Source organism: Streptomyces lucensis JCM 4490, assembly GCF_014650035.1.
Lineage (GTDB): Bacteria > Actinomycetota > Actinomycetes > Streptomycetales > Streptomycetaceae > Streptomyces > Streptomyces lucensis.
Genome location: NZ_BMUE01000008.1, coordinates 144,375 through 166,720 on the forward strand (window position 1 = coordinate 144,375; position 22,346 = coordinate 166,720).

A 22,346-nucleotide genomic window follows, 5' to 3' on the forward strand; every position below is an offset into this window, starting at 1 on the left:
CTAGTCACCGCTCCTGACGCGTCCGCCGCCATCGGGGCAGCCCTCTACGGCCTGGCCACCAGGGCCGCGAGACGCCTGCCCCGGGACATGAGCCTGACGTCCGCCGCCACCCTGGCCACCCTGGACCGGACCGGCCCGCGGCGCATCACCGATCTGGCCGCGGTCGAGGGCGTCACCCAGCCCGCGATGACCGCCCTGGTCCGGGTGATGGAGGAGTCCGGCCTGGTCGAGCGTCGGGGCGACGCGTCCGACAAGCGGGTCACGCTGGTGTGCCTGACCGAGGCCGGCGCCTCCTATGTCCGGACGCGACGCCAGGCGGGCGTCCACGCGTTCGAGCGGTTGATCGGCGAGCTCACCGGCGACGAGGTCGAGGCGCTGGTGGCGGCCCTTCCGGCGCTGAAGCATCTGGCAGAGCTCGAAAGCCAGGACCGCGAAGGGACGAAGCAGTGACCGGGCAGCCGGTCGGCGGGGTCGCGGCGAAGGCGTTCCCGGTGGCGCGTTCCGAGTCGCGGCTGCTGGTCCCCGCCCTGATGTTCATCGCTCTGGTCGTGGCGGCGGTCGCCAGCCTCGGGACGCCGCTCATCACCAGCGTGGCGACCTCGTTCCACGTCTCGCTCGGCAGCGCGCAGTGGACGCTGACCGTCGCGCTGCTCAGCGGCGCCGTCGCCACGCCGGTTCTGGGCCGGCTCGGAGCCGGCCCGCACCGGCGGGCCACGATCCTCGCCACGCTGGCGGTCGTCGTCGCCGGCAGCGCGCTCACCGTGCTGCCGCTGCCGTTCGCGTGGCTGCTGGCCGGCAGGGCGGCCCAGGGCGTCGGGCTCGGGCTGACGGCACTGATGATGGGCGTGGCCCGGGACCACCTCCCCGAGGAGCGCAGCGCGGCCGTGATCGCCCTGATCTCGGTGGTCTCGATCATCGGGGCCGGCGTCGGCTACCCGCTGGCCGCACTGCTCGCCGAGCTCGGCGGGGTACGGGCCGCCTACGGCCTCGGGCTGGTGGTCACCGCCGCCGCCCTCATGACCGCGTGGCGCTCCATGCCCGAAGCCCCTGAAGGCCGCTCCGCCCACGTGGACGTGGCAGGCGCGGTCGTCCTGGCCGCTGCGCTGCTCCTGGTGCTGTTCCTCGCCGGCGAACGAAGTCTGTGGAGCCGGCACCTCGCCGTGGCGGCGGGCCTCGCCGCCGTCGCGGTGGTACTGCTCTATGTCTGGGCCGTCATCGAGCTGCGCAGCGCGACGCCCCTGGTCGATGTGCGGGCGGTGCGGCACCCGGCGGTCGCCGGAGCCAACCTCGCCATGTTCGTCGGCGGGATCGGCATGTACCTCCTGCTCACACTCATCACCCGCTACGCGCAGACGCCGCACGGCGCCGGCTACGGCTTCGGGCTGACGACCTTCGTCGCCGGGCTGGTCCTCATCCCGTTCTCGGTGCTGGGGTTCGTCGCCGGCAAGCTCACGCCGCGGGTCCGGACGCGGATCGCCGACCACCTGCTCCTGGCCGGCAGCGCCGTCGTGGTCGGCGGCGGGTTCGCCCTGTTCGCGGCGGCCCGGTCGGACCTGGCCGAACTGTTCGCGGCGATGGGCGTGCTCGGCTTCGGCGTCGGCGGCTTCTCGGCCGCGATGCCCGGCGTCATCCTGGCCGTCACCCCCAAGAGCGAGACGTCGAGCGCCATGAGCTTCAACTACGTCGTCCGCAGCGTCGGGTACTCCCTGGGCAGCGCCATCGGCGGCCTGATCCTCGCCGCGGGCACCGGCCCCGGCCGCCTCTTCCCCGACGACAGCGCCTACACCACCGCGGCGCTGGTCGGCATCGGCGCCATGGCGATCACGACGCTGACAAGCCTCGCTCTCGCCCGCCGACGCTCGTCCGAGACCAATCCGCAAGTCAGATGCACTCATCCCGACACTGGAGGTTCCATGCCCAAGGGCTACTGGGTCAGCGCCTACCGCACCATTTCAGACCCTGAGAAGCTGGCTGCTTACAACAAGCTGGCCGGTCCGGCCGTCAAGGCCGGGGGCGGTCGGGTCCTCGCCCGTGGCGGCCGGGTCGTGGCGCATGACGCCGGAATCGCCGAGCGCACCGTCCTGATCGAGTTCGACAGCTTCGAGCAGGCCGTCGCGGCGCACGAGAGTGCGGCCTACCAGGAGGCGCTGGTCGCCCTCTCCGACGGCGTCGAGCGCGACTTCCGCATCGTCGAAGGCATCGACTGACCGAGGTCCGGTCGGATCTTCAATGAAGCTCACTGAGTGGCCTCCACCCAATGTCGTGCATCGCCACCGGATGCTGAACATCGTGGGCTCCACCCGGTCGACGATGCCCGGCATCGTCACCACAGCCAGGCGGTGAAGTGCCGCACCCGGGACAGGGCGCGGGCATCGCGGCGTGCGGCCACGTTGCCGATCCGGTTCTGCCTGGAACGGGGCCGGCGCGACTGCGAGGCGGCGAGACGGCGCTTGCCGGCGTCCTGGAGTCGCCGCCGCTGCTTGCGCAGCTCCTGCTTCGTCGCGGCCTTGGACTCCGGCTTCCGGGGGCGCTTCCAGACCGGCTGCCACCCCAGGGGCGAATCGGGCTCGGGCTCCTGGTCCTCGTCGAGCGAGGTGACCATCTTCGCGCGGGCCGCGTGGGCTCGTGCGAGTGCGTCGTCGGGGTCGGGGCGTTCTTCCGGGGTGCTCCCGCGACTCCTCCTGTGGTCCGGCCCGGTGTGTGCTGGGTGCCGGGCTACTGGGTGCCGGGCCGCTGGGTGTGCGGCTGCGGGGCCGTCGTCGGGGCGGCCTGTGGCCGGGGGCCGTGGGCGACGGGGTGCTCCCGCTTGCCGTCCTGGAGCTTCGCGGCCAACTTCGCGGCGGCTTCGAAAATCCGGCGGGTCTGCTCCACCGTGTCGACGCCCCTCTCCGGCTCCTGGAGGCGGCCGTCCTTCGGGCCGGTGCGGAACGGCCGCGGGTGCGACCTCGAGGCGGCTGGCACGCAGACGGCGTACGGCCGGGGCGGGAGCCCGGGCGCTCCGTACGCCGCGCTGCGCTGACCCGGGCGGCCGGCGAGGCGGGCCCGCTCGTAGGGGGGCGCGGTGCGGTTGCGGGCCAGCGGGGCAGCACGGCCTGGTCCTCGGTGTCGCGCGGCGCGTCTGGTCGGCGGCCTGGCAGGCCGGCGCGTAGGCGACCCGCTCCCCTACCGCATATCCCTGCCATCCCTCGTACTTGGCCGTCAGGACAGGCAGCGCGTCCTCGATCTGCTGGCGGCGGGTCGACTGCCAGCCGATGAGTTGCTGATCGAACCCTGCGATCTCCATGACCGGCCGGCGACCGGACGTCATCACGCACGACTCCCACCCCCGCCCGGATCATCGGCGAGTCCGCTGAGCGATCTCCTGGAGCGGCCAGAGCGCGGTGACCAGGGTGTGCCTGGTGCCCACCATGGCCCATCGACTGGCAACGCTGCTTCCACCTCCTCCGACGGCACGTAGTAGCCGGCGGCACCCCCCGCCACGCCGGGCGCCATCATGCACCAGGGCGAAGACCTCGGCCGGTGGGTACGAGCACAGCGACTCGGCTTCGACAAACTCACCGGCGCACAGCAATGGCTGTGCGAACACATCGGGATCGAGCCCGCCGGCGACGACGAGGAGCCCGAGCCGCGCCGCAGCCAATCCGACAAGTGGGCCATCACCTGCACGGCCGCCAAGCAGTTCTACGAACGCCGAGGCCACCTGCGCGTATCCCGCAACACATCGAACGCATCGTCGCCGACGGCGGTGATCACGGCGGCCGCGACGGCGAGAGCGGCGAGGAGCGGGAGGAACGAGAGATCATGCTCGGGGCATGGGTGAGAACAATCAGGAGTCCCGAGCCGCGGCGTTGACCCCGGAGCGAGTGGAACAGCTCTCCGCCATCGGCATGCGCCGGACCTGACGGACAGGGACCGGCCACCCCGACCGGCGACTCCCATCACAGCGATGCGTAGCGAAAGCCACTGGCGCCAGCGCACCGGCTTCGACAAGCTGCGGTACATGGACTGGACGCCCCTGCTCTCCACGCTGACCGGTGCCGTCATCGGCATCGCGGCCACTTTGATCGCCGACCGCAACCGGTGGCGGCGGGAAGAAGCCAGGCACGCTCTGGAAGTACGGCGCGAGGTCTACACGGAGTATGTGTCCGCCCTCAAAGCCGCGGGTGAGGAGATACGGGCCGTCGCCCTGGGCGACTACATGTCCGAGTCGGCACGCGACGCGGCGGTACGGGAAGCCGTGCGCGGCACCGGGATCTACACGGCGAGCGAACGTCTCTGGCTCATGGGCCCCCCGCAGGTCGTGCAGGCAGGGAACGAGGCGTTCCATCGCCTGCGCGCGATCCGCGACGCCTATGCCCGTGGAGTGGCTGTCGGCTCCGCCGACGACGCGCCCCTGATAGAGCGGCGACGTAAGGCCATGGCGCAGATGCGTCGCCTCATGCGTGAGGACCTGGGCATCGTCCCCCTCGATATCGAGTGAAGTGTCATCAGCCCTGAGCTCGTCCCACCCTGGGCGCGGCCGGGGCGGCCTCGGCCGTGCGGGCCGCAGGCACGGGTCACGCACGATCCTCGGCCGCGAGCTGGAGAGCGTGCGCAAGGCTCCGGACCAGCGCGGATTCCAGATACAGCCCAAGAGACGGGGCGATCGAGCGCACCTTCTCACGGCTCACCGGCCACCGCCGCCTCGCGCGTGACTACGAGACCAGCCCGGCCCGCAGCGGTGACAAGACCAGTGGCGTCGGCTGACGGACCGGCCAGCAGTCGCGTTCAAGCTCTTCGATGGATCGCTCACGATCCAAGGGGCACGTCAACGTGTGATCGTCCCACGACCAGATCTCACACTCGGTCTGAGGCATGGTCGGCCAGTCGTTATGACGTCAGCGCGTGTTCTCCAAGAGGCGCTGACGCGCGAGGCCGGGCTTTCACCACCCGCTGAGGAGCCGATCGTGCCCTCCTCGGACGGAGGGTTGTCACGTCCGCCTGGGCATCTCCCACCCGGTCGCGCGGCAGGCGAGAAAACAGCGAAGCCGGTGACTGACGCACCTAACGGAGGATGGGTACCCGGGGCTGGAAAATCCTCAGTCGTATCGAGGTGAAGGCAATGACCACTTCACACGGGCCGTCCATGGAGACGCACCCCGACATCGTCGACATGCGTATGCGGCACGAGATGGCTGAACGGGCCACAAGCACTCCACAGGGGCAGGCCGTCGGCATGATGGCCTTCCTGACCGGCATCTACCTGGCAGCGTCACCGTGGATAACCGGGTTCAACGGCCTGTCCACTCTCGCCGTCAACAACCTTCTCGTAGGACTCGCCTACGCCCTGCTGATGAGCGGCGGTTTCGGTCGGGCCTACGAACGCACCCACAGCATGGCCTGGGGGGCTTGCGTCCTGGGAGCCTGGACCATCATCGCGCCGTGGGTGGTGGCGGGCGACGTGAGCACCACCAAGACCATCGTCAACAACATCATCACGGGCGCCGTCGCCCTCATTCTTGCCCTGTCCGCAAGTGCGGCCGCCCGAGCAGCCGAAAGCCGAAAGACTGGGCGGGGAGTGGCATCGCCCTACTCATCCGGACGCTGACAGCGGAAGACGGGAAGAACGTGCTCATCGACCGCCGCACGGTGGCGCTCGCCGTCGCCGCAATTGCTTCATGGTGCCCCCGGCACTCTGGCCGGGGGCACCAGGCGCAGGGCGACGTCGGCAGAGGCCACCGCCGGAGATGACTCCGAGCGCGGGATCGTCGGGATCGCCGCCGAGGAACGGCTCGGCGGCGGGCTGGGGCCATGCCACACGTGCCCCCGGGCTGCGACGCCAGGAGGAGCGGATTTCTCGACGGTCGGATGTGGCACACCACTGGGCCAGGCAGCCCGGCCTGGATCAACGACGAACCCACCCCTTACGGGCAGACGCCGCGCCCCATCGACCACCAGCATCCACACTTCACCCAGCTCCCCCCCGACCGGTGCGAAGGAGCTACGGGCGCGGGAAACAGCCCGCCAGCGAGCACGTCGGACACCGCCCGCCCCATGCCGGCCACCGATGAGCGCACTGGCACTGGCCCTCATGTCACCTTCCAGCCCGGGGACACATCGCGGCGCTCTGCGTGGCGAAGCCGCAGAGCACTGACAGCGTGAGACAGGACACACAGCCGTGAGGCTTCCGATCAAACCAAACGGAGACGTATGTTCCGTTTCACCCCGCGTCGGCGCCGCCCCAAGAGGCGCGCCCGGGTCCGCCGGCCCTAGCTAGACGGCGGGCCCCGCGGGGGCCAAGCGCCAGACCATGGAGTCCGAGAAGGACGCCCTGCGTGTGACTGCACAGCCCACGCGCACAGCCCACGCTCTCCAGAGCAGAGGTGCTGCGGCCACAGTGGCAGCCGGGCTTGAACATCCAGAGTCGCCAACAGCCATCGCAACGTGATCCCACCTCGTGGTGTGGTCCAGCTTGGCGACGGAACGCCAGCGGCCGCCCTAGCCTGGGCGTCGCACGTGAACGATGAGCCGCCGAGACTGAGACTGCACCGTTTCACCCGTCGCGTGGTGGTCCAGCAGACGCACGGCATCCCTCGCCCAGGCCACACCGCTCAGGTGGTGGGGCGGGCAGTGCGGCTGGTTCCGGACCGCCGGGGGTGGCCGAGTCCGCGCTGCCGACGGAATACCAGCGCATCCTGGACGCCGTACGGCAACCCGCCGGCCCGGTCGTGACCCGGCAGATCGGCGAGCTGCTGGGCTTGGACACCGCGGTGCGGGGCAAGCCGGAGCCGCTGCGCGGAGAGCTGACGAGGCTGGCCGACCACGGCCGGCTACGCGAACGGCCCGACGTGAAGTTCACCATCCGCCCGTGATCGGCCCGCACGGCGGCGGAGCGTGACCGAGGTGCCCCCGGTGGCTGTAAGAATTGCGCGAAGAAGATCAAAGAGCGCGCCGGAGACACCGCGTCCCCGTCCCGCCCGCGCCGTCTACCTCCTGCGCGCCCTCACCGGGCTGACGAACCTCGACGCCCCACTGCCAGATGAACTACACGGCGGACGGGGACGTCTGCGCACGGGGGTCGTGGCTATTCGCCCAGCAGAAGAATCTCCAAAAATTTTTGCGGGGCGTCCCTCCAGACGTCGTGTCCACTGTCCAGGGTGTGGACGCGCCAGGTCGGGTCGTTGGCCAGCCGGTCTCGGACGGGGGTGAAGGGCGTGCCATCCCACCCGGACAGATACACGTAGTCGAGGGTCCTGACGTCACGCAGACCGGCCCCGTCCAGCCGGATCCGCTGGAGGAAAGAGGCCAGTGGATGTGCCGTCACGCGCGGGTCGCTGCCGGACGGTGGCTGGACCGCGTATCCGTCCGCCGCCGCGCCGTCCAGGAACAGGCCGCGGTAGGAATCGGTGGTCAGGTCCCAACAGGACTGGCCGTCCTCGGGTACGTAAGCGTCGGCGTAAACCAGGCGGCGCACCACGCCGGAAGGGGCGCGGTCGGCGGCACCGGTGATCACCATGCCGCCGTAGCTGTGCCCGACGAGAACGGCGTCACAGACCTCCTCGGAAGCGAGTACGGCGAGCACGTCGTCGATGTGGGTGTCGAGATTGACGTTGGTGGAGTTCAGGTGGGCGCGGTCGCCGACACCGGTGGGGGTAACAGTCAGCGCCCGGTGTCCAGCGGTGCGCAGCCGTTCGGCCAAGCCGGAGAAGTACCAGCCGCCGCGCCAGCCGCCGGGAACTAGAACAAAGGTTGTCATGCAGCCATGAACCATGCCCACGAGACGCTGATTCCCTCACGGGCACGGGTAGTTCGCACCCCACCTGTGAACCGGCCACCCACTTGATCGGCGAACCGATGGACGCGGGCGATCCGGTCGCCGTTCCGGTTTCGGACATGCACGTGGATGGTGTGGTCCTGCGACGGCTCGTCCTGGTAGAGGTCCCGGGAAGGCCGTGCCCGCAGCGGACGTGACTGAGCTGTTCGACGGCCTGGCGGCGGTCGCGCAGTCGTCTCACAGGCCGGTGTGGTGCTCTTGGTCGAGACGATCAAGCAGGAGGTAGGAACCCGATTCGCTTCTTTACCTGGAAAGCGTCTCCGATCCTGACTACCACATACCTGAATCAGATGCGCTTTAAGGCACGGCGTGTGCAGCTGCGTTGGCGGCACCCGAGACGGACAATATGTCGCGGTGGCAAGCAGGCAGTCGAATGGGAGGTACCGTGTCGAAGGACGAAAGCGCCTCACCGCCCCCGGATGAACCAGAACAATCGGGCACGGCAGAGGAGCCCACCGTCACGGCGGAGAGGGTCAATGAATTGGTCCAAGCACTGCCCGATGGCGCGAAGCCCGATCTTGCCGCTGCCCTCGTCGAAGGAATCAGCACGCGAGAGCAGCAACAAGCGGTCTTTGGCCGTGTAGTCAACGCATTGCCCGATGAAGGGAAGCCTGACCTAGCCGCTGTCCTCATCAACGGCATGGACACAGAAGAGCAGAAAAAGGCCGCTGCTGGGCGCGCAGTTGAAGCCCTGGAACCGGAGCAGCGCCAGCAACTGGCCCGTACCGTCCTGGGCCAGCCCGATCCGAAGACAACGCAGGTCCTGTGGTACATGGTCGTGTCAACATTGGCCGCCACGGTCTTCGTCTTCGGAGTTTTGGCGTTCGTGCTCATCGAACAGAAGAATTCAGCGGAAGCCCCGCTCGCTCTCGCCACCACCGCCCTCGGAGGCGTGGTGGGCCTCGTTGCCACCAGCCCGGGGAGCAATCCCTCAAACTGAACTGCAGCAGCCTACGACGGCCCCCTTTGCCGGGGGCTGGGGCTCAGAAACGGCCACACACCTTCGACCCGAAACTCCACCGGATGGCGTGATCGGACCCTGCTGGCAAGCACCGAGCACAAAATGCCACCGAAGGCGACCGGAAACGCCTTGCCGACAGGACGCATATGCCGCTCGGCCACCAGCAAGAAGCGCCATCAACGACGGGTTCCGTGGGCGCCGGCGTCTCATCGCGGCACCCACACCATGAAATCGGCGTCCTCAGCCTTCAGCGCGTTGGAGACCACCCATGCATCCGCCTGCGGCTGAGGACGTACGCGCCGCCGACATCACAGGCCGTCGAACGGGAGTGCTGCGAAGGTCGGCTGCCGGTGTTCGCGGCTTGCGACGCGGGAGCGTGTGAGGGAACGTTGACTTGGATGATTTCGCGTCCTGGGGCGGCGATCTCAAGTGATCTTGAGAGGCGGCTATGAACCCTGCCTGGCAGACACGTCACAACCCGGCTCTTGATCAGTGTCTGCCCAGGATCCAGCACGCCGAGCCTCCCGCGTTTTCGCCTCCTTCGCACCAATGGCCACAGCATCAGCGGTGCGGTTCCCAAGCCGCCGCACGGGAACAACCGTCGGAGCCTGACCGGGAAGCACGGCACAGCCTCCATCCTCGTCCGGACCAGCGGGCGGCAGGCTGGGCGGTCCTCGTCAGACAGACCCGGAACGACGAGAAGACAGGTGGAATGTCATGGACATGAATGGTGGCCACACGCATCACCCCCACGAACCGGCAGAAGCCGATCCCCCTGCTCGCCATGGCATGGCGGTGGTGGGGAACGGGCCTGTCTTCATGTCCCATCTGCCGATGACTCATCGCCCGCACAACTACCAGGTGATCCTGAACGTGACCCTCGGTTCCCTCGACAGCGCCTATCTCGACGACCGGAAGGCACACCCGGAAGCCAGGCTCTACACGTTCGCACCCGAACCATTCGTGCTCCCTGACCTGTTTCCCGGAAAAACCGGCGAACCTGCCCGCAGGTCGTTCACCGGAAGCCTGTTCCGTAATCATTTCGAACAGCCTCCCGCTCATCCCGAGACACCTTTCGAGATCTCCTCCGACGTCACGGTGGACGTCGTCGATGTGATCGTCCACAACAGATTCGCTTCGGACACCCGACAGCCCGAAGAACTGATGTACATACTCTTCGGACGGGGACAAGAGCGGTTCCTGGCGCATCGGATCACCGGCCCCTTCACACGTACGAACCGTAAGGAGTTCGACCATCTCCTGGCGATCGACCTCAAGGGCCCACAGATTTCGGACGACCAGTTGCGCCAAGGGGTCGAGGTCACTGTGACCGGTCGTTCCAATCAGCCCGGTGCGAAGCTGAGGGAAACCGAGAAGGTCGCCGCCGTCGCCGTGGTCGACGGCCACAACGTACCGGTCGAGATAGACGTCAGATCCGAGGAGTATTTCGAAACCGACGACTTGACGCCTGACCCTCACTGACGGGCCGCCACCGGCCTGCGAACACTGGCCGAGCAACCGCAGGCGTGACAGTTCCGTGCACGGCGCCCGTACGCCACACACGGCTGCACACTCGCCCCGCTTCGGGACAATGCTTCCAGCCAGGCAGCCTTGCTGGTGACCTGCGTCAGACAGTTGCAACGCACCCGCCGCGGCAACTCTGCCGCCCAACCCGGCGAGGTCACAGCACTAGTCGTCGAACTCAAAGCCCGTATTCGCCGCACGGGCAATGATGTCGCGGACGGCCTCGGGGCTCGTGACGATGGATCCGACGGCCGTCTTGAGTCGCGCGAGGTCCCTCGAACTCCCAACCGCGCAGAACATGCCGGCCTCGCTGTTGAAATCGAGGCGCTCGGCAATATCCGGCCAGGCAAACCGCACGAGACCTTCCCAGAAGTACCCGTTCGGTTCGTGTCCGGCGGCAACTACTGCGGCATCGGCGACCAAGCCGCCGGCATCCCACGTCAGCGAGCGCTCGCCGTCGAGGTCCTGCAGGTGGATGGTCACGGCGCGATCCTCTCACGCCCAGTGCACACCGCTCGTCCAGTCCCGCCGGACCGGCGTGAGCCGCAGCGCAGGCACCCGATCCTGCTGACGGTGCTTTCGCAGTCCGCCACCGATGTGGAGGAGCCCGGCTTCGCGCCAGCACGATGGATCCGCTTTGAGCTGGGATTTCAAAAAACGTCGAAGGTTTCTCCAAGGTGGCTGTGTGACGTTGGTGGCGGGGAAAGCCCAGGAGCTTGATCAGGGACTGGGCTGCTCAGAAATCCGTTCCGCGCCGAGATACTCGTCGCGTTTCCGTACCTTGATCGACAAGGAGTCTGTCGTGGCATCCAGAATTGCCCGTACGATCGCCGTCGCTGCCGCGGGCGCCGGCCTCGCCCTATCCCTTGCCGGCTCCGCCCAGGCGAACGACGGCGGCGGCTCATACAGCGCCCGTCTCGCTGACGGCTGCGGCTCTACCAGCGGCACTTACCACTGGTACGACTCAGTCGTCTACAACGGCAAGCCGTCCTTCCGGACCAACTGGGATTTCGACCTCTGGGACCTGTGCTCCACCAACGGATACGCCGTAAGCCTCTACAGGAAGTACAGCAAGTGGAACGGCAGCGCCTGGGTCAATGACGGGAGCTACCACAAGATGGCTGCTTCGGGGTCTGAAACCAAGGTCGCCGACGTCCGCATCTTCCTGTGCGAGGTCGGCCGCCCCTCCACCTGTGTGGGCATTTCCTAGCCACCACCACGGCGGGCCGGGCGCTGAGCCCGGCCCGCCGTGGCCCTGCAGGGGCCTGCCGGTGTTCCTCGTGGAACTTCTCGGCACAGTACTGGCCTGGGCACCTACCGCTCGGTGGTCGAGAGGACGTTTACGGAACTCGCCTGCTGCCTCATCACCCACCGGCGGCTCAGGACGCTGTGCTGGCCTTCGAGGACCAGCGGGGTCTCAGAGACCCTGAAGGCAATAGCAGACGAGTTCGAGCGCCGGCACGGCTTTCCCCAGGGAGTCAACGAGGTCCGGCTGGCCGACCACGCCGACCAGGCCGCAGGTCGCACTCTCGCCCAGGTCAGCCTCGTCCCCGCCGACCTGGTCACCTTCTACGACAGCATCGGCGAGGCCACCTGGGCGGACGTCGGCAACGGCTACTTCGTTGACCCGGCGAGCAGTTGTCAGATCCTGTGGATCTGGTCCACGCGGCCGGGCGTCAGTTGGTTCAGAACCGAGTCCGGTCTCACAGGGTGGTGCTCGCCTGCCGTATGGCGGATGAGCTGCTAACTTCCGCGTCATGGCGAACCAGAGCGACGGCACAGATCTACGAAGCCGGGTGGCCGATGCCGACAGCGGTGTCCTGTTGTTCGGCATCACGCCGCCCCGCCTGAGCAACACTCCCGAGCGGATCCGGGAGATCACCGCAGCCACCCTGGCACGGTTGGAGTCCCTCGATGTCGACGGCCTGGCGCTGTACGACATCGACGATGAGAGCGACCGTAATCCGGCGCAGCGGCCGTTTCCGTACCTGCCGACCATCGACCCTGCCGTGTACCACGCGGACTATCTCGGCAAGTGGAACCGCCCGGTGGTCGTCTACCGGTGCGTCGGCAAGTACTCCCGGACGGAGCTGCGGACCTGGCTGCGGACGGCCGACGCCGACCGGCTGCTCGGCGTCTTCGTCGGCGCGTCCTCGAAGGGGAAGGCGGTGAGGACCAGCCTGTCCGAGGCGCAGGACCTGCGCCGCGATGTCCGCCCAGACCTGCTGCTCGGTGGCGTGGCCATCACCGAACGCCCCGAGGAGCATCTGCGGCTCGTCGCCAAGCAGGTGGCCGGATGCGCGTACTTCATCTCGCAGGTCATCTACAGCGCCGACGCGGCGAAAAGCATGGTCTCCGACTACTACTACGCCTGCCGCGAGCGGGACCTCGAACCGAGGCCCGTCCTGTTCACGCTCTCGGTGTGCGGCTCGGTCAAGACGCTGGCGTTCCTCCAATGGCTCGGCGTCGACGTCCCGCGCTGGCTGGAGAACTCCCTGCGCCATGCGGACGACACCCTGGCCGAGTCATACCAGCACTGCTTGGCGAACGCCCGGGACCTGATCGGCTTCTGCCGCAAGCTCGGCATGCCGTTCGGCTTCCTCGTGGAGAGCGTGTCCATCCGCAAGGTCGAGATCGACGCCTCGGTCGCCCTGGCCCACGAGCTCAGCAGGCTGCTCGGACGAGGTACACCCTTGTGAAGCCGGGCACGAACGTGCGGCTGTCGAATCCCGCGACGGCAGTTTCTCGAGCTGCTGGAGCGATCCCTGACACGGTTCGTCGCCAACGGGGAGCCGGGATACCTGTAGCTGGTGCTTCAGCTGTTCATCGCGTTAGCCGCTGTTAAGCCTTACGCGCCCCTTCGGCCTCGTCACGGGCTCGAGCCGCGGCTGTGTGATCACCGGCCAGAGCGTGTGCTTCGGCCAGGGTGTCAAGGCCGACGGCCAGCCACCTGCTGGAGCCGATCTGCCTCCAGAGCACGACGGCGGCCTCGGCGCGCCTGCGGGCCGGTGCCGGACGGCCCACCGCGAGCTGTGCCTCAGCCAGCGCGTACAGTGTCGCCGCTTCGCCCCAGAGGTTTCCGAACTCACGATAGGTCCAGAGACTTCGGGCCAGCAGGCGACGTCCTTCCCGGTGCTCGCCCTGCCGGATCAGGACGTCCCCGAGCCAGCACATCGCGTGTGTGGCGCTGAGGCGGTCGCCGAGGTCCTCACTGATCGCGACGGCTCGCCGGTAGGCGTCGGCGGCGGCCGGGTAGGCGCCGAGCGCGCGATGGCTCTGGCCCAGGCATCGCAATGCCTGGGCCTCCCCGGGCCGGTAGCCCGCGACCCGGCTGCTCTGCAGGCACTTCGTGAAGCGCGCGATGGCGGCCTCGACACGTCCCAGCTCGAGGTCGATGACGCCGAGGCCGTTGGTCGCGTAGACGAGACAGTTGACGTTGCCCGCCGCTTCGGCGAGTTCGGCGGCCTCTTCGAAACGGAGCATGGCGGTGGAGTACTGGCCGAGGAGCCGGTGCACATAGGCCAGCCCGGCCGTGGCACTGGCCCGGTACGTGGGCCGCTCCCCCTCGGCGAGCAGCAGGGCCTGCTCGAAGTGGTCCACTGCTTCCGGATAGCGGTCGAGGATGGTGGTGAGTTCGCCGAGGCAGCGGTGGACCATCGCGGCGCTGTGCCGGTCGCCGTTGCTGAGGGCCGCCTTGAGCGCGCGGTTCTGCAGCCGCTCCCAGTCGTCGAAGTGGCTGCCGACCTGGAAGAGGGTCGTGAGGGCGGTGGCCAGACCGGCGGCGGCTGCGACACCCTCCGTTCCATCCAGAGCCTGTTCCGCTACGTCGATGAGGAACTGGCGTTCGTCGTTGAACCAGGCGAGGGGATCGGCGAGCAGCTGATCGGTATCGGTCGCAGTCAACCGCCAGGAGGCCAGATCCAGCTGTGAAATCCCTTGGAAGTCGACGCTGAGGGTGTCCGCGGCGAGATCGGCGAGGTGCAGGCTCGCCCCGAGTAATCGAGTGAGGGCTGCCGTGCGATCCCGCTCCGGGACGTCCGGCTCCGTGCGCTCCCTTGCGAACAGGCTCACCAGGTCATGCAGTTGATAGCGGATACCGGATGCGTTCACCGAACCGGCCTGCACCAGGTGCACCTCGACCAGATCGTCCAGGACGGCCTCCGCCTCGGGCAGGGCCGTGTCCAGCAGCGCGGCCAGCGCCCAGGCGGCGAAGCTCGGCCCGGGCAGCAGGGCGACCATCCCCAGAGCGTGCCGCGTCTCCGCGGACATCTGCTGGTAGGTCAGTTCGAGGCTAGCCCGTACGGCGATGTGGCCGACGGCCAATTCGTCGAGCTTGCGCTGCTCGTCGGCGAGGGCGTGCGCCACCTTGGCCAGAGGCCAGTGCGGTCGGGCGGCCAAGCGCGCACCGGCGACCCACACCGCCAGGGGAAGACCACCGCAAGTTTCCACGATGCAACGGGCCGCCCCCGAGTCGGCGTCGGTCCGGTCCCGGCCGAGCATCTCGCGCAGCAGGTCGAGTCCCCTCGCGGGGTCCAGTACGTCCAGGGAGAGTCGGCGTCCGCACAGTTCCGCCATGGTCGTCCGGCTGGTGATGATGGTGGCACAGCGCACGCCGCTGGGCAGGAGGTCGCTCACCTGCCAGGCGCTGGCGGCGTTGTCCAGGACGACGAGCGTCTGCCGCCCTGCCAGCAGGGTGCGGTAGAGATGGACGCGGCCGGTCAGCTCCGCGGGCACGGCACCGCCGGGGATGCCGAGCGCGCGGAGGAAGGTACCGAGGACCGTGAACGGCTCGGCCGGCTCGTCGCCGAAGCCCCGCAGGTCCGCGTGGAGCTGCCCGTCCGGGAAGCGGGAGGCGAGCAGGTGCCCTGTCCGTATCGCGAAGGCGGTCTTGCCCACTCCGGCGGGGCCGGTGACCAGCAGTGTCGCCGGGCCGGGCCGTTCTTCGCCGAGCAGCCGGCGAGCCTCCTCCACCTCGTCCTCCCGGCCGACGAAGAGTGACACGTCCGCCGGGAGGAGCCGCGGGACTAGCTGGCGTGCCATCGGCGGGCCCACGTTCGCCACTGTGCCGCTCTTACCGGACGGTTTTGTGGTGGCGGCCGGTTGCATGGTGCCCGTCGAGTTCGTCGTACCCGTCGGGTTCGTGGTGGCAGGTGGTGCAGCGGAGCGGGGCGCGGCGAGCTGCGGGTCGCCGGTGAGGATCCGTTCGTACAGTCGCCGCAGCGCCGCGCCCGGGTCGACGCCCAGCTCATCGGCGAGGCGTCGCCGAGCACGCTCGTACGCCTCCAGCGCTTCGGCCTGTCGTTCGCACCGGTACAGGGCCAGGATCAGTTGCCCTATCACCCGTTCGTCGAGCGGATGCGCCTCGGCCCTGGCGGTCAATTCATACACCAGTCCGTCGTGCTGACCCAGCCGCAGCCGCACGTCGACCAGTTCCAGCTCGGCGGCCAGCCGCTCGCCGTCCAGGAGGTGGCGCTGCGCGTTGAACCACGGCGTGTCCGCCCCGGCGAACGCGCTGCCCCGCCATAGCTCCAGGGCTTCCCGCAACAGAGCCTCCGCCTGCACGTCGCCGCCCGCCTTCCGGGCCCGGTCGGACAGTTCGCGGAAGCGGTGCGCGTCCACCGCCGAGGGCTCGATCGCCAGCCGGTAGCCGCCGCCCCGCTCCCGTGTGAGGGCGGTGCCGTCGGCAGCCAGTGCGTGCCGCAGCCTGGAGAGGTATCCGTACAGCTTTGGGCGGCCGTTCGCCGACTCGGTGTCCCCCCATACCCGGTCCACCAGAGCGTCGGCCGATACCGCCCGGTCGCTATCGACGAGCAGCGCGGCCAGCACCAGGCGCTGCATCGCGTGCCCCACGTCGATCGGGGCCCCGTCTCGCCGTGCCTCGATGGTCCCCAGTATGCCGAAGCTTGTGGCCATCACACCCCCTGCGACACCCGGTCGTCTCTCTCCCCCCACTCTGGGCGCCACCGACCTGTGGTTCCAGGCGGATTCGAGCTTTTCCGAAGGTTCGCCGACGCCGGCACCCCCACCGTGAATGGCATGTCCCCGGCCGCTCAGCGGCTAGTGGGAAGCAGGGCATCAACCCTTCGACCTAGTCCGTTCGAACGGAGAAGAAGAGATCGGATCGCCCGGTCACCGAACGTCCGCGCCGTTCGAGATCGCGCGCTGACCTTCAGCAGTATCGGCAGGGCCGTTGCTGAGCAGGTCGGCAAGCGCTACCGCGGCTGCCGTCACCGGTGGGCTGAGGCCCTCTCAGGTGGTCAGCGCACCTGACCCGTGTCGGACGGTGTTCCGGTCACCGACTCGTGTGGCCGATCCTCACATTCATTGGAGCTGTTCCATGCATCTCACACCCACAACCAGCTGGAGCCGGGCTGGTGTTGTCGCGGCCGCCCTGACGGCAATGACGCTGCCCCTGTCGGGCACCGCAACGGCAAAGGCCGATCCCGGCCCCCTGCGTGTCCCCGCGCAGGTCAACGTCTTGACCTGGAACATCTGCGGAGGGTCACAGAGCAGCTGTGCGGGGAAGGGCACCGCGGAGGAGAAGCTCGACCGCGTGATGCAGCGGGTCAACGAGGATTCCACTCTGACTGTCATAGCCCTGCAGGAGGTCTGCAACTACGCGCACGCTGCCCGACTGCAAGAACGGCTCGGCGACCAGTGGGTCGTCAACTTCCGGGCGGCACCCGTCATGGGGGGTGAGCACGGCCAGCTCAACAGGTGCACCCTCAAAAATCTGCCGGCCCCCAAGGACCAGCCGGCCGGCGTCCTGGTGGCCATGAAGAAGCTTCCCGGAGCTTCCATCACCGTCGTGGACGAGGACTTCGCCGGGGTGCCGTACGCCAACGACAAGGACGGCCACCCGACACAGGGCGCAGCCTGCCTGCGGGACTCGGTGAACAAACTCCTGGCTTGCTCATCCCACTTCCCGTTCTCGGGAGCGGACGCGGAAAAGGGCACGACGTACGACAGCCGCAGCGGCTGCGCCAAGCAGTACGCTGCCCTGGGCACGAAATGGCGGACCCAGGGCTGGCGGACCGTCCTCGCAGGCGACCTGAACCTCAACGCTCGAGTATGGCCCGAGCGCTTCGTCCTCAGGCCGCTGTACAACGGAGGCAACTTCGAGGGGGACCGCCTTGACCGAAGGACTGTTCCCGGCGCGAAGCTGGACTACATCTTCTTCTCCGCCGACAACTGGCAGCGGCGAGGCGCTGCTGTCGACAACTCTGGGGCCATCAGCAGCGTCAGTGACCACTATCTGCTCAAGGCAACGGTGCGCCCCATCCGATAGCAGGCCTCGCTAGAGCCAGCGAACTGCGCGGAAGGCAACGGACCGAGCGCGCCTGAACCTGGTCAAGGTCTGTGACCCCCGGTGGGCACGGCAGGACCCGGTACGTGGGCGCGTCCCGTCTGTACGTGCGCGCGGAACGCTGGCCGGGTCCGATAATGGCGTCGTGATCAACAGACGTCTGCGCGTGGTCCTGGCCGAGGACTCCGTTGTTCTGCGTGATGGCATGGTCGAGCTGCTCGGCGCCCGCGGGTGTGAGGTGGTGGCCACCGCCGGGTCGGCGCCCGGGCTGCTCGCCGCGGTGGTCGAGCACCGGCCCGACGTAGGCGTGGTGGACATCCGGATGCCACCCACACAGACTGATGAGGGCATCCGCGCTGCTGTGGAGATCCGCGCGAGGACGCCTGAGGTCGGCATCCTGGTCTTCTCACAGCACGTCGAAACCACCTGGGCCTCCCGGTTGCTGGCGGACGGCGCGGCGGGCATCGGGTACCTGCTGAAGGAACGCGTTGCCCGCACTTCCGAGTTCGTGGACGCGCTGTATCGGGTCGCCGACGGGGGTACGGCGCTCGACCCGGAGATCGTCACCCAGCTGATGCGTGGTGGACGGCGCAGCCGGGTGGACACTCTGACGCCTCGCGAGCGCGAGGTGCTGGGGCTGATGGCACAAGGGCACTCCAACCGTTCCATCGCCGCGCTGCTGGTGGTGACGGAGCGGGCGGTGGAGAAACACGTCGCCGCCGTCTTCAGCAAATTCGGCCTGCGGGCGACGGGCACCGACAACCGCCGGGTGAAGGCGGTCCTCGCCTACCTGGCGGAGAATGGGAGTCAATGGGCCGTCACAGACGCATCGGCAACTCGGCGGTGACCACGGTCGGTCCGCCGGACGGGCTGTCGATCCGCAAAAGCCCGTCCACCGCGGCGAGCTCGGCCAGGCCCGTCAGGCCGGTGCCGACGCCGAGTGCTGCACCGCCGCGGCCGTCGTCGCGCACGGACAGGCGGACCCGGCCGTCGGTCGCGCTCGCCTCGAGTTCGGCCGAGTGGGCACCACTGTGCTTGGCGACGTTGGTGAGCAACTCGGCGGCGCAGAAGTAGAGGGCTCGTTCGACTGCTTGGTTCGGTCGTTCCGGCAGGTCGAGGCGGACGGTGACCGGAATTGGCGAGGTGGCGGTGAGCCCTGGCAATGCCTCGCCGAGGCCGCTGTCCAGGGCCACCGGGTGAATGCCGCGAGTGAGCCGTCGCAGCTCGGTGACGGTGTCGTCGGTCTGGCCGCGGGCGCGTTCCACCAGGGTGCGCAGCCGTGCGAGGTCCGGGCCGGAGGCGGGAGCGAGCGCGTCTTCGGCCAGCGAGAGAGTGATGGCCAGGGCGACCAGTCGAGCCTGCGTGCCATCGTGCAGGTCACGCTCCAGGCGGCGAAGCTCGTCGGTGTTCTGCGCCAGCAGGGTGGCGCGGGCGGTCTCCAGCTCCCGGACGCGCCGCTGGGCACGGGCCGGGCCGAGCAGCAGCCGGGCGAGCCGCCGGTTCGCTCCGCTCAGCACCCGTACCGCGCCGGGCACTGTGGAAAGGATGACCAGGCCCAGCGGTGTGGAAGCGGCGTCCAGCCAGGTGGCGGGCCGCGGGTCCGGTTCAAGCAGGCGTCCCCAGAGCGGGAAGCCGATCAGCCAGCCGCAGCCGAGGGGAAGCGCCACCGCGGCGGCGAACCCGAGCACGCCGAGCGGCAAGCGCAGCACCAGATAGAGGAGCGACCGCCAGGCGATCGGATCGGTCAGCACGACACGACCACGGGCGACCGCGCCCACCGGGCGGGGCAGTCTGGCCGGCGCCTCGACGCGCTGGCCGAGCAACCGGCCGACCAGCTGCCGGTGTAGTGCACCGAGACCGCGCGCGCCCATCAACGCGGCGGCCAGGAACGGCAGGCCGAGAACGGTGAGGGAGAGCAGCGTCCCCGCGTAAAGGACTGCGAGTGCGTAGGCCCCACCGAGCAGCGCGAGCGGCAGCCCGATGACGGCGAAGGCCCATTCGCCGCTCCGGACGGACAGGTATCGCCGCTGCTCGGCCGCGGTCGTCCCGCGGATCTGAGGAGGCCCGCCCGAGGCAGGTGACAGCACCGAGCCGGCGGCTGGCGCGCCCGCCGCCGTTTCCCGGGTGGGCGCCTGTCGGCAGGCCGTACCCTCGGCAGCCGGCCCATCGCCGCGCTCAGTCACGGCTACCTCCCACCAGCTCGGCCGCCGGGCCGTGAACCGCCCACACGCCCGTGGCCAGGATGCCGGGAAGGGTCAGCGCCGTCGCGCCCGCGCCGATCCACCAGCAGGCGGCCACCGGGAGGGACGGCATCGGCGACCCGCTCACCGCCGTGCTGAACGCCGCCGACGCCGCTCCCGCGACCGCCGCGCCGAGCAGGACCCCCACCGCCGTGGTCAGAACCGCCTCCGCAGTCAGCATGCGCAGCAGTTGCGACCGGGTCGCGCCGACCAGCCGCAGCAGCGCGAACTCGCGGCGCCGTTCGGCGGTCACGGCGACCAGGGTGTTGACGGTGGAGACGGCGGCGAAGCAGACGAGCAGCGCCAACTCGGCCTGACGCAGCCAGACATCCGTGGCTGAAGTGACACTGGACGCCGCGGTGCCCGCAGCGTGCTCGGCGGTACTTGTCATGATCAGCATGGTGCCCGACAGGCCCACGAGCAGTGCGACCGGCACCACGGCGGACGCCAGTCGCCGCGCGTACCCGCGCAGGTTGGCGTCGGCAAGCCATCCTGTACCGGGTGCCAGCACCCGTACCGGTGCGCCCAGCGCGGCCACCAGAACACGCGACGCGAGCGGCCCCGCCAGAGCGACCGCGACCAGCAGCACCAGCGAGCTGAGCAATGCCGCCTGACCCGCCTTGTCCACCTGCTCCGCCGGCCGCGTCGCGGCCAGCCGCAACAGCAGGCCACCTCCCACCAGCACGCCGATCGCAGCAAGCAGACGCAGCGCGCCCGTCCGCCCGTGCTCGGTCGAACTCGCCGTGAGAGCGGCCGCTGGCGCGATCCGGGAAATGCGCCGCGCCGCGACGGCCGAGGCCGCCAGTGCGACGGCCAGCGTGACGGCCAGCGCCACCAGCATCGGTATCGGGGTCCCCGGCACCCGCACGCCCGGCGCCGTCATTCCCCGCCACTGCAGCTCGGCGAGTAAGCCATGGGCCGCTACGGCGCCGGCGGCCCAGCCCGGCACGGTCACCAACAGCGTGGTCACGACGACCTGGCCACGGACCAGACGCCGCGCCTGGCGAGGCGTCGCCGCGATCGTGCGCAGCAAGGCCAGCTCCCGGTGCTGCTGGCGGAGCGCGAACCCCAGCGCATTGACCACGACGAAGAATGCGACCAGCACGGCGATCTCACCGAAGGCGGCGGCGACCACCATCAGGCTGGGCCCGGTGGTCGCTTTCCGAGCTGCCGCCGGGGCGGTGATGTCGGCGGCGAACAGCAAGCCGAACAGCGTCAGCGCGGCGATGGCGAGAAAGAGCGCGACTGCCAGACCGACGAAGGCAACCGCACGGCGGCGCATCTGCCCGAGCGCGAGCAGGATCACAGTTCTCTCCCACTCAGCCGACTCAAGCATGCGCCGACCTGGGCGGCAGTGGGCCGGTCGAGCTCATCCACCACACCGCCGTCAGCGAGTAGCAGCACCCGGTCCGCGTACCCGGCGGCCACCGGATCGTGGGTCACCATCACGCAGGTCCCACCGTTCTCGTCCACACCGGTGCGCAGCAGGGCGAGGATCTCGTGGCCGGTGGCCCTGTCGAGCGCGCCGGTCGGCTCGTCGGCGAAGAGCATCGGAGGGCGGGAGACCAGTGCCCGGGCGATGGCCACCCGCTGCTGCTGCCCACCAGACAGCTGCCCGGGCCGGTGCCGCTCGCGCCCGGCCAGTCCCACCCGGGCGAGCGCGTCGAGCACCCGTACCCGGTCGGGCCGCTCGCCGGCCAGTCGGCCGGGAAGCTCGACGTTCTGTGCGACCGTCATCGCGGGCATCAGATTGAACGCCTGGAATATGAAACCGACCCGACTGCGCCGCAGTGCCGCCAACCGCCGCTCGGGCAGCCGGGACACCTCGGTACCGCCCCACCAGACGGAGCCCCGAGTGGGCCGGTCCATCCCCGCCAGGCAGTGCAGCAAGGTGGTCTTACCGGAGCCCGAAGGCCCCATCACCGCCGTGAACGTCCCGGGCGCAAAGGCCACCGACACCCCGCGCAACGCCCGCACGGCAGCAGCGCCGCGGCCGTACTCACGATGCAGGTCTTCCGCTCGGACAGTTGTGCCCGTCCCGATATCCGTCGCCGTCTCAGCCATGCCCCCATCCTCGAAGAGCGGAGGACGGCGATCGATCGTGCCCGCCCCCGAATCGGCAGTTCGGGAAACCGCACCCAGGACGCCGGCCGACGACCGGCCTCAGTACTGGTGGGCTCGCTTATTCAACTGTCGCCGTCTCCCGAGGAACCCAGCCCGCTGGTGACCGCCTGGGATCGCCAGCGGCGTACAACTCCAGGGATCGTTCATCGCCTTCATCGACTACGGCCAGGGGCCCTTCGAGTCCGCTGATGGATCCCTTCGGTGAGCGAGGAACTACCCAGAGGCGGCGTCGAGCTGTCACCCGACGAGGTCGAAGCCCTCCCCCAGGTGTCATCTTGCTGGACCCGAGTGAGGTCGCGCAGCGGTCGGCCGGGATCAGCACGCCCTGGTACGTGGCCGCAGGCTGGGCGCTGGACTTGTTCAGCGGCACGCAGACGC

The 22,346-nt window shown here is 69.2% G+C and carries 21 protein-coding genes and 1 pseudogene; 14 read left to right on the forward strand and 8 right to left on the reverse strand.

From position 1 onward, the window contains the following. The first annotated feature begins 87 nt into the window (after window positions 1-87). Together IE177_RS19740 and IE177_RS19745 are read left to right on the forward strand one after the other, a co-directional pair. Window positions 88-450, forward strand: a complete 363-nt coding sequence (locus IE177_RS19740; RefSeq protein WP_190016860.1) for a MarR family winged helix-turn-helix transcriptional regulator — start codon at window positions 88-90, stop codon at window positions 448-450. Continuing rightward, entirely contained in the window at window positions 447-2,207 is a 1,761-nt protein-coding gene (locus IE177_RS19745) for an MFS transporter (RefSeq protein WP_190016657.1), read from the forward strand. The genes IE177_RS19740 and IE177_RS19745 overlap by 4 nt, the downstream gene beginning before the upstream one ends. Window positions 2,208-2,323: 116 nt before the next feature. Here the strand turns inward: IE177_RS19745 and IE177_RS19750 are convergent, their stop codons facing one another. Next, window positions 2,324-2,602, reverse strand: coding sequence for a hypothetical protein (locus IE177_RS19750; RefSeq protein WP_229816151.1), 279 nt, complete (start codon window positions 2,600-2,602; stop codon window positions 2,324-2,326). A 113-nt stretch (window positions 2,603-2,715) separates the two neighbouring features. Continuing rightward, window positions 2,716-2,961: a hypothetical protein gene (locus tag IE177_RS35070; RefSeq protein ID WP_229816152.1), complete on the reverse strand. Its 246-nt coding sequence runs from the start codon at window positions 2,959-2,961 to the stop codon at window positions 2,716-2,718. 532 nt (window positions 2,962-3,493) lie between these two features. On the opposite strand from IE177_RS35070, the gene IE177_RS35890 reads away from it, so the two are divergent. The 5 genes and pseudogenes from IE177_RS35890 to IE177_RS19775 all read left to right on the forward strand — a co-directional run bounded on the left by IE177_RS35890 (window position 3,494) and on the right by IE177_RS19775 (window position 6,851). Further along, complete coding sequence (locus IE177_RS35890) at window positions 3,494-3,820, forward strand: hypothetical protein (RefSeq protein WP_444545623.1); 327 nt, start codon at window positions 3,494-3,496, stop codon at window positions 3,818-3,820. Window positions 3,821-3,946: 126 nt separating this feature from the next. Beyond that, window positions 3,947-4,480 carry a hypothetical protein gene (locus IE177_RS19765; RefSeq protein ID WP_190016658.1) on the forward strand — a complete coding sequence of 178 codons (534 nt, stop codon included), beginning with the start codon at window positions 3,947-3,949 and terminating at the stop codon, window positions 4,478-4,480. 106 nt (window positions 4,481-4,586) lie between these two features. Then, window positions 4,587-4,719, forward strand: a pseudogene (locus IE177_RS35075) (IS5 family transposase); the annotation flags it as partial. Window positions 4,720-5,125: 406 nt separating this feature from the next. Then, the gene (locus tag IE177_RS19770; protein WP_190016861.1) at window positions 5,126-5,587 is read left to right on the forward strand and encodes an SPW repeat protein; all 462 of its coding nucleotides are present in this window, start codon (window positions 5,126-5,128) and stop codon (window positions 5,585-5,587) included. A 1,048-nt stretch (window positions 5,588-6,635) separates the two neighbouring features. Continuing rightward, window positions 6,636-6,851 (forward strand): hypothetical protein, encoded by a 216-nt coding sequence (locus IE177_RS19775; RefSeq protein WP_229816153.1) that lies wholly within the window; start codon window positions 6,636-6,638, stop codon window positions 6,849-6,851. 212 nt (window positions 6,852-7,063) lie between these two features. Here the strand turns inward: IE177_RS19775 and IE177_RS19780 are convergent, their stop codons facing one another. Next, window positions 7,064-7,735, reverse strand: coding sequence for an alpha/beta fold hydrolase (locus IE177_RS19780; protein WP_190016659.1), 672 nt, complete (start codon window positions 7,733-7,735; stop codon window positions 7,064-7,066). Window positions 7,736-8,198: 463 nt separating this feature from the next. Between IE177_RS19780 and IE177_RS19785 the strand changes: the two genes are divergently transcribed. Continuing rightward, complete coding sequence (locus IE177_RS19785; protein ID WP_190016660.1) at window positions 8,199-8,753, forward strand: hypothetical protein; 555 nt, start codon at window positions 8,199-8,201, stop codon at window positions 8,751-8,753. 738 nt (window positions 8,754-9,491) lie between these two features. Continuing rightward, window positions 9,492-10,256, forward strand: coding sequence for a hypothetical protein (locus tag IE177_RS19790; RefSeq protein WP_190016661.1), 765 nt, complete (start codon window positions 9,492-9,494; stop codon window positions 10,254-10,256). Between the two features lie 207 nt (window positions 10,257-10,463). Here IE177_RS19790 and IE177_RS19795 read toward each other — a convergent pair whose 3' ends face one another. Beyond that, window positions 10,464-10,781, reverse strand: a complete 318-nt coding sequence (locus tag IE177_RS19795) for an Imm51 family immunity protein (protein ID WP_190016662.1) — start codon at window positions 10,779-10,781, stop codon at window positions 10,464-10,466. 202 nt (window positions 10,782-10,983) lie between these two features. Between IE177_RS19795 and IE177_RS19800 the strand changes: the two genes are divergently transcribed. The 3 genes from IE177_RS19800 (at window position 10,984) to IE177_RS19810 (ending at window position 12,997) form a co-directional block, all read left to right on the forward strand. Next, the gene (locus tag IE177_RS19800; RefSeq protein WP_190016663.1) at window positions 10,984-11,508 is read left to right on the forward strand and encodes a hypothetical protein; all 525 of its coding nucleotides are present in this window, start codon (window positions 10,984-10,986) and stop codon (window positions 11,506-11,508) included. A gap of 114 nt (window positions 11,509-11,622) precedes the next feature. Beyond that, window positions 11,623-12,045 carry a hypothetical protein gene (locus tag IE177_RS35080; protein ID WP_229816154.1) on the forward strand — a complete coding sequence of 141 codons (423 nt, stop codon included), beginning with the start codon at window positions 11,623-11,625 and terminating at the stop codon, window positions 12,043-12,045. Between the two features lie 10 nt (window positions 12,046-12,055). After that, window positions 12,056-12,997: a methylenetetrahydrofolate reductase gene (locus IE177_RS19810; RefSeq protein WP_190016664.1), complete on the forward strand. Its 942-nt coding sequence runs from the start codon at window positions 12,056-12,058 to the stop codon at window positions 12,995-12,997. A 142-nt stretch (window positions 12,998-13,139) separates the two neighbouring features. Here IE177_RS19810 and IE177_RS19815 read toward each other — a convergent pair whose 3' ends face one another. Beyond that, entirely contained in the window at window positions 13,140-16,211 is a 3,072-nt protein-coding gene (locus IE177_RS19815; RefSeq protein ID WP_190016665.1) for an AfsR/SARP family transcriptional regulator, read from the reverse strand. 424 nt (window positions 16,212-16,635) lie between these two features. Here IE177_RS19815 and IE177_RS19820 point away from each other — a divergent pair, with 424 nt between their 5' ends. Further along, on the forward strand, window positions 16,636-17,586 hold the full coding sequence (locus IE177_RS19820; protein ID WP_190016666.1) for an endonuclease/exonuclease/phosphatase family protein: 951 nt from the start codon (window positions 16,636-16,638) through the stop codon (window positions 17,584-17,586). A gap of 163 nt (window positions 17,587-17,749) precedes the next feature. Continuing rightward, window positions 17,750-18,451: a response regulator transcription factor gene (locus tag IE177_RS19825; protein ID WP_190016667.1), complete on the forward strand. Its 702-nt coding sequence runs from the start codon at window positions 17,750-17,752 to the stop codon at window positions 18,449-18,451. Here the strand turns inward: IE177_RS19825 and IE177_RS19830 are convergent. The 3 genes from IE177_RS19830 to IE177_RS19840 all read right to left on the reverse strand — a co-directional run bounded on the left by IE177_RS19830 (window position 18,423) and on the right by IE177_RS19840 (window position 21,908). Continuing rightward, entirely contained in the window at window positions 18,423-19,658 is a 1,236-nt protein-coding gene (locus tag IE177_RS19830; protein WP_190016863.1) for a sensor histidine kinase, read from the reverse strand. The genes IE177_RS19825 and IE177_RS19830 overlap by 29 nt on opposite strands. A 121-nt stretch (window positions 19,659-19,779) precedes the next feature. Continuing rightward, a complete protein-coding gene (locus IE177_RS19835; protein WP_190016668.1) occupies window positions 19,780-21,150 on the reverse strand; it encodes an FtsX-like permease family protein in 1,371 nt (456 codons plus the stop codon). Next, the gene (locus tag IE177_RS19840) at window positions 21,147-21,908 is read right to left on the reverse strand and encodes an ABC transporter ATP-binding protein (protein ID WP_190016669.1); all 762 of its coding nucleotides are present in this window, start codon (window positions 21,906-21,908) and stop codon (window positions 21,147-21,149) included. The genes IE177_RS19835 and IE177_RS19840 overlap by 4 nt, the downstream gene beginning before the upstream one ends. Between the last annotated feature and the right edge of the window lie 438 nt (window positions 21,909-22,346).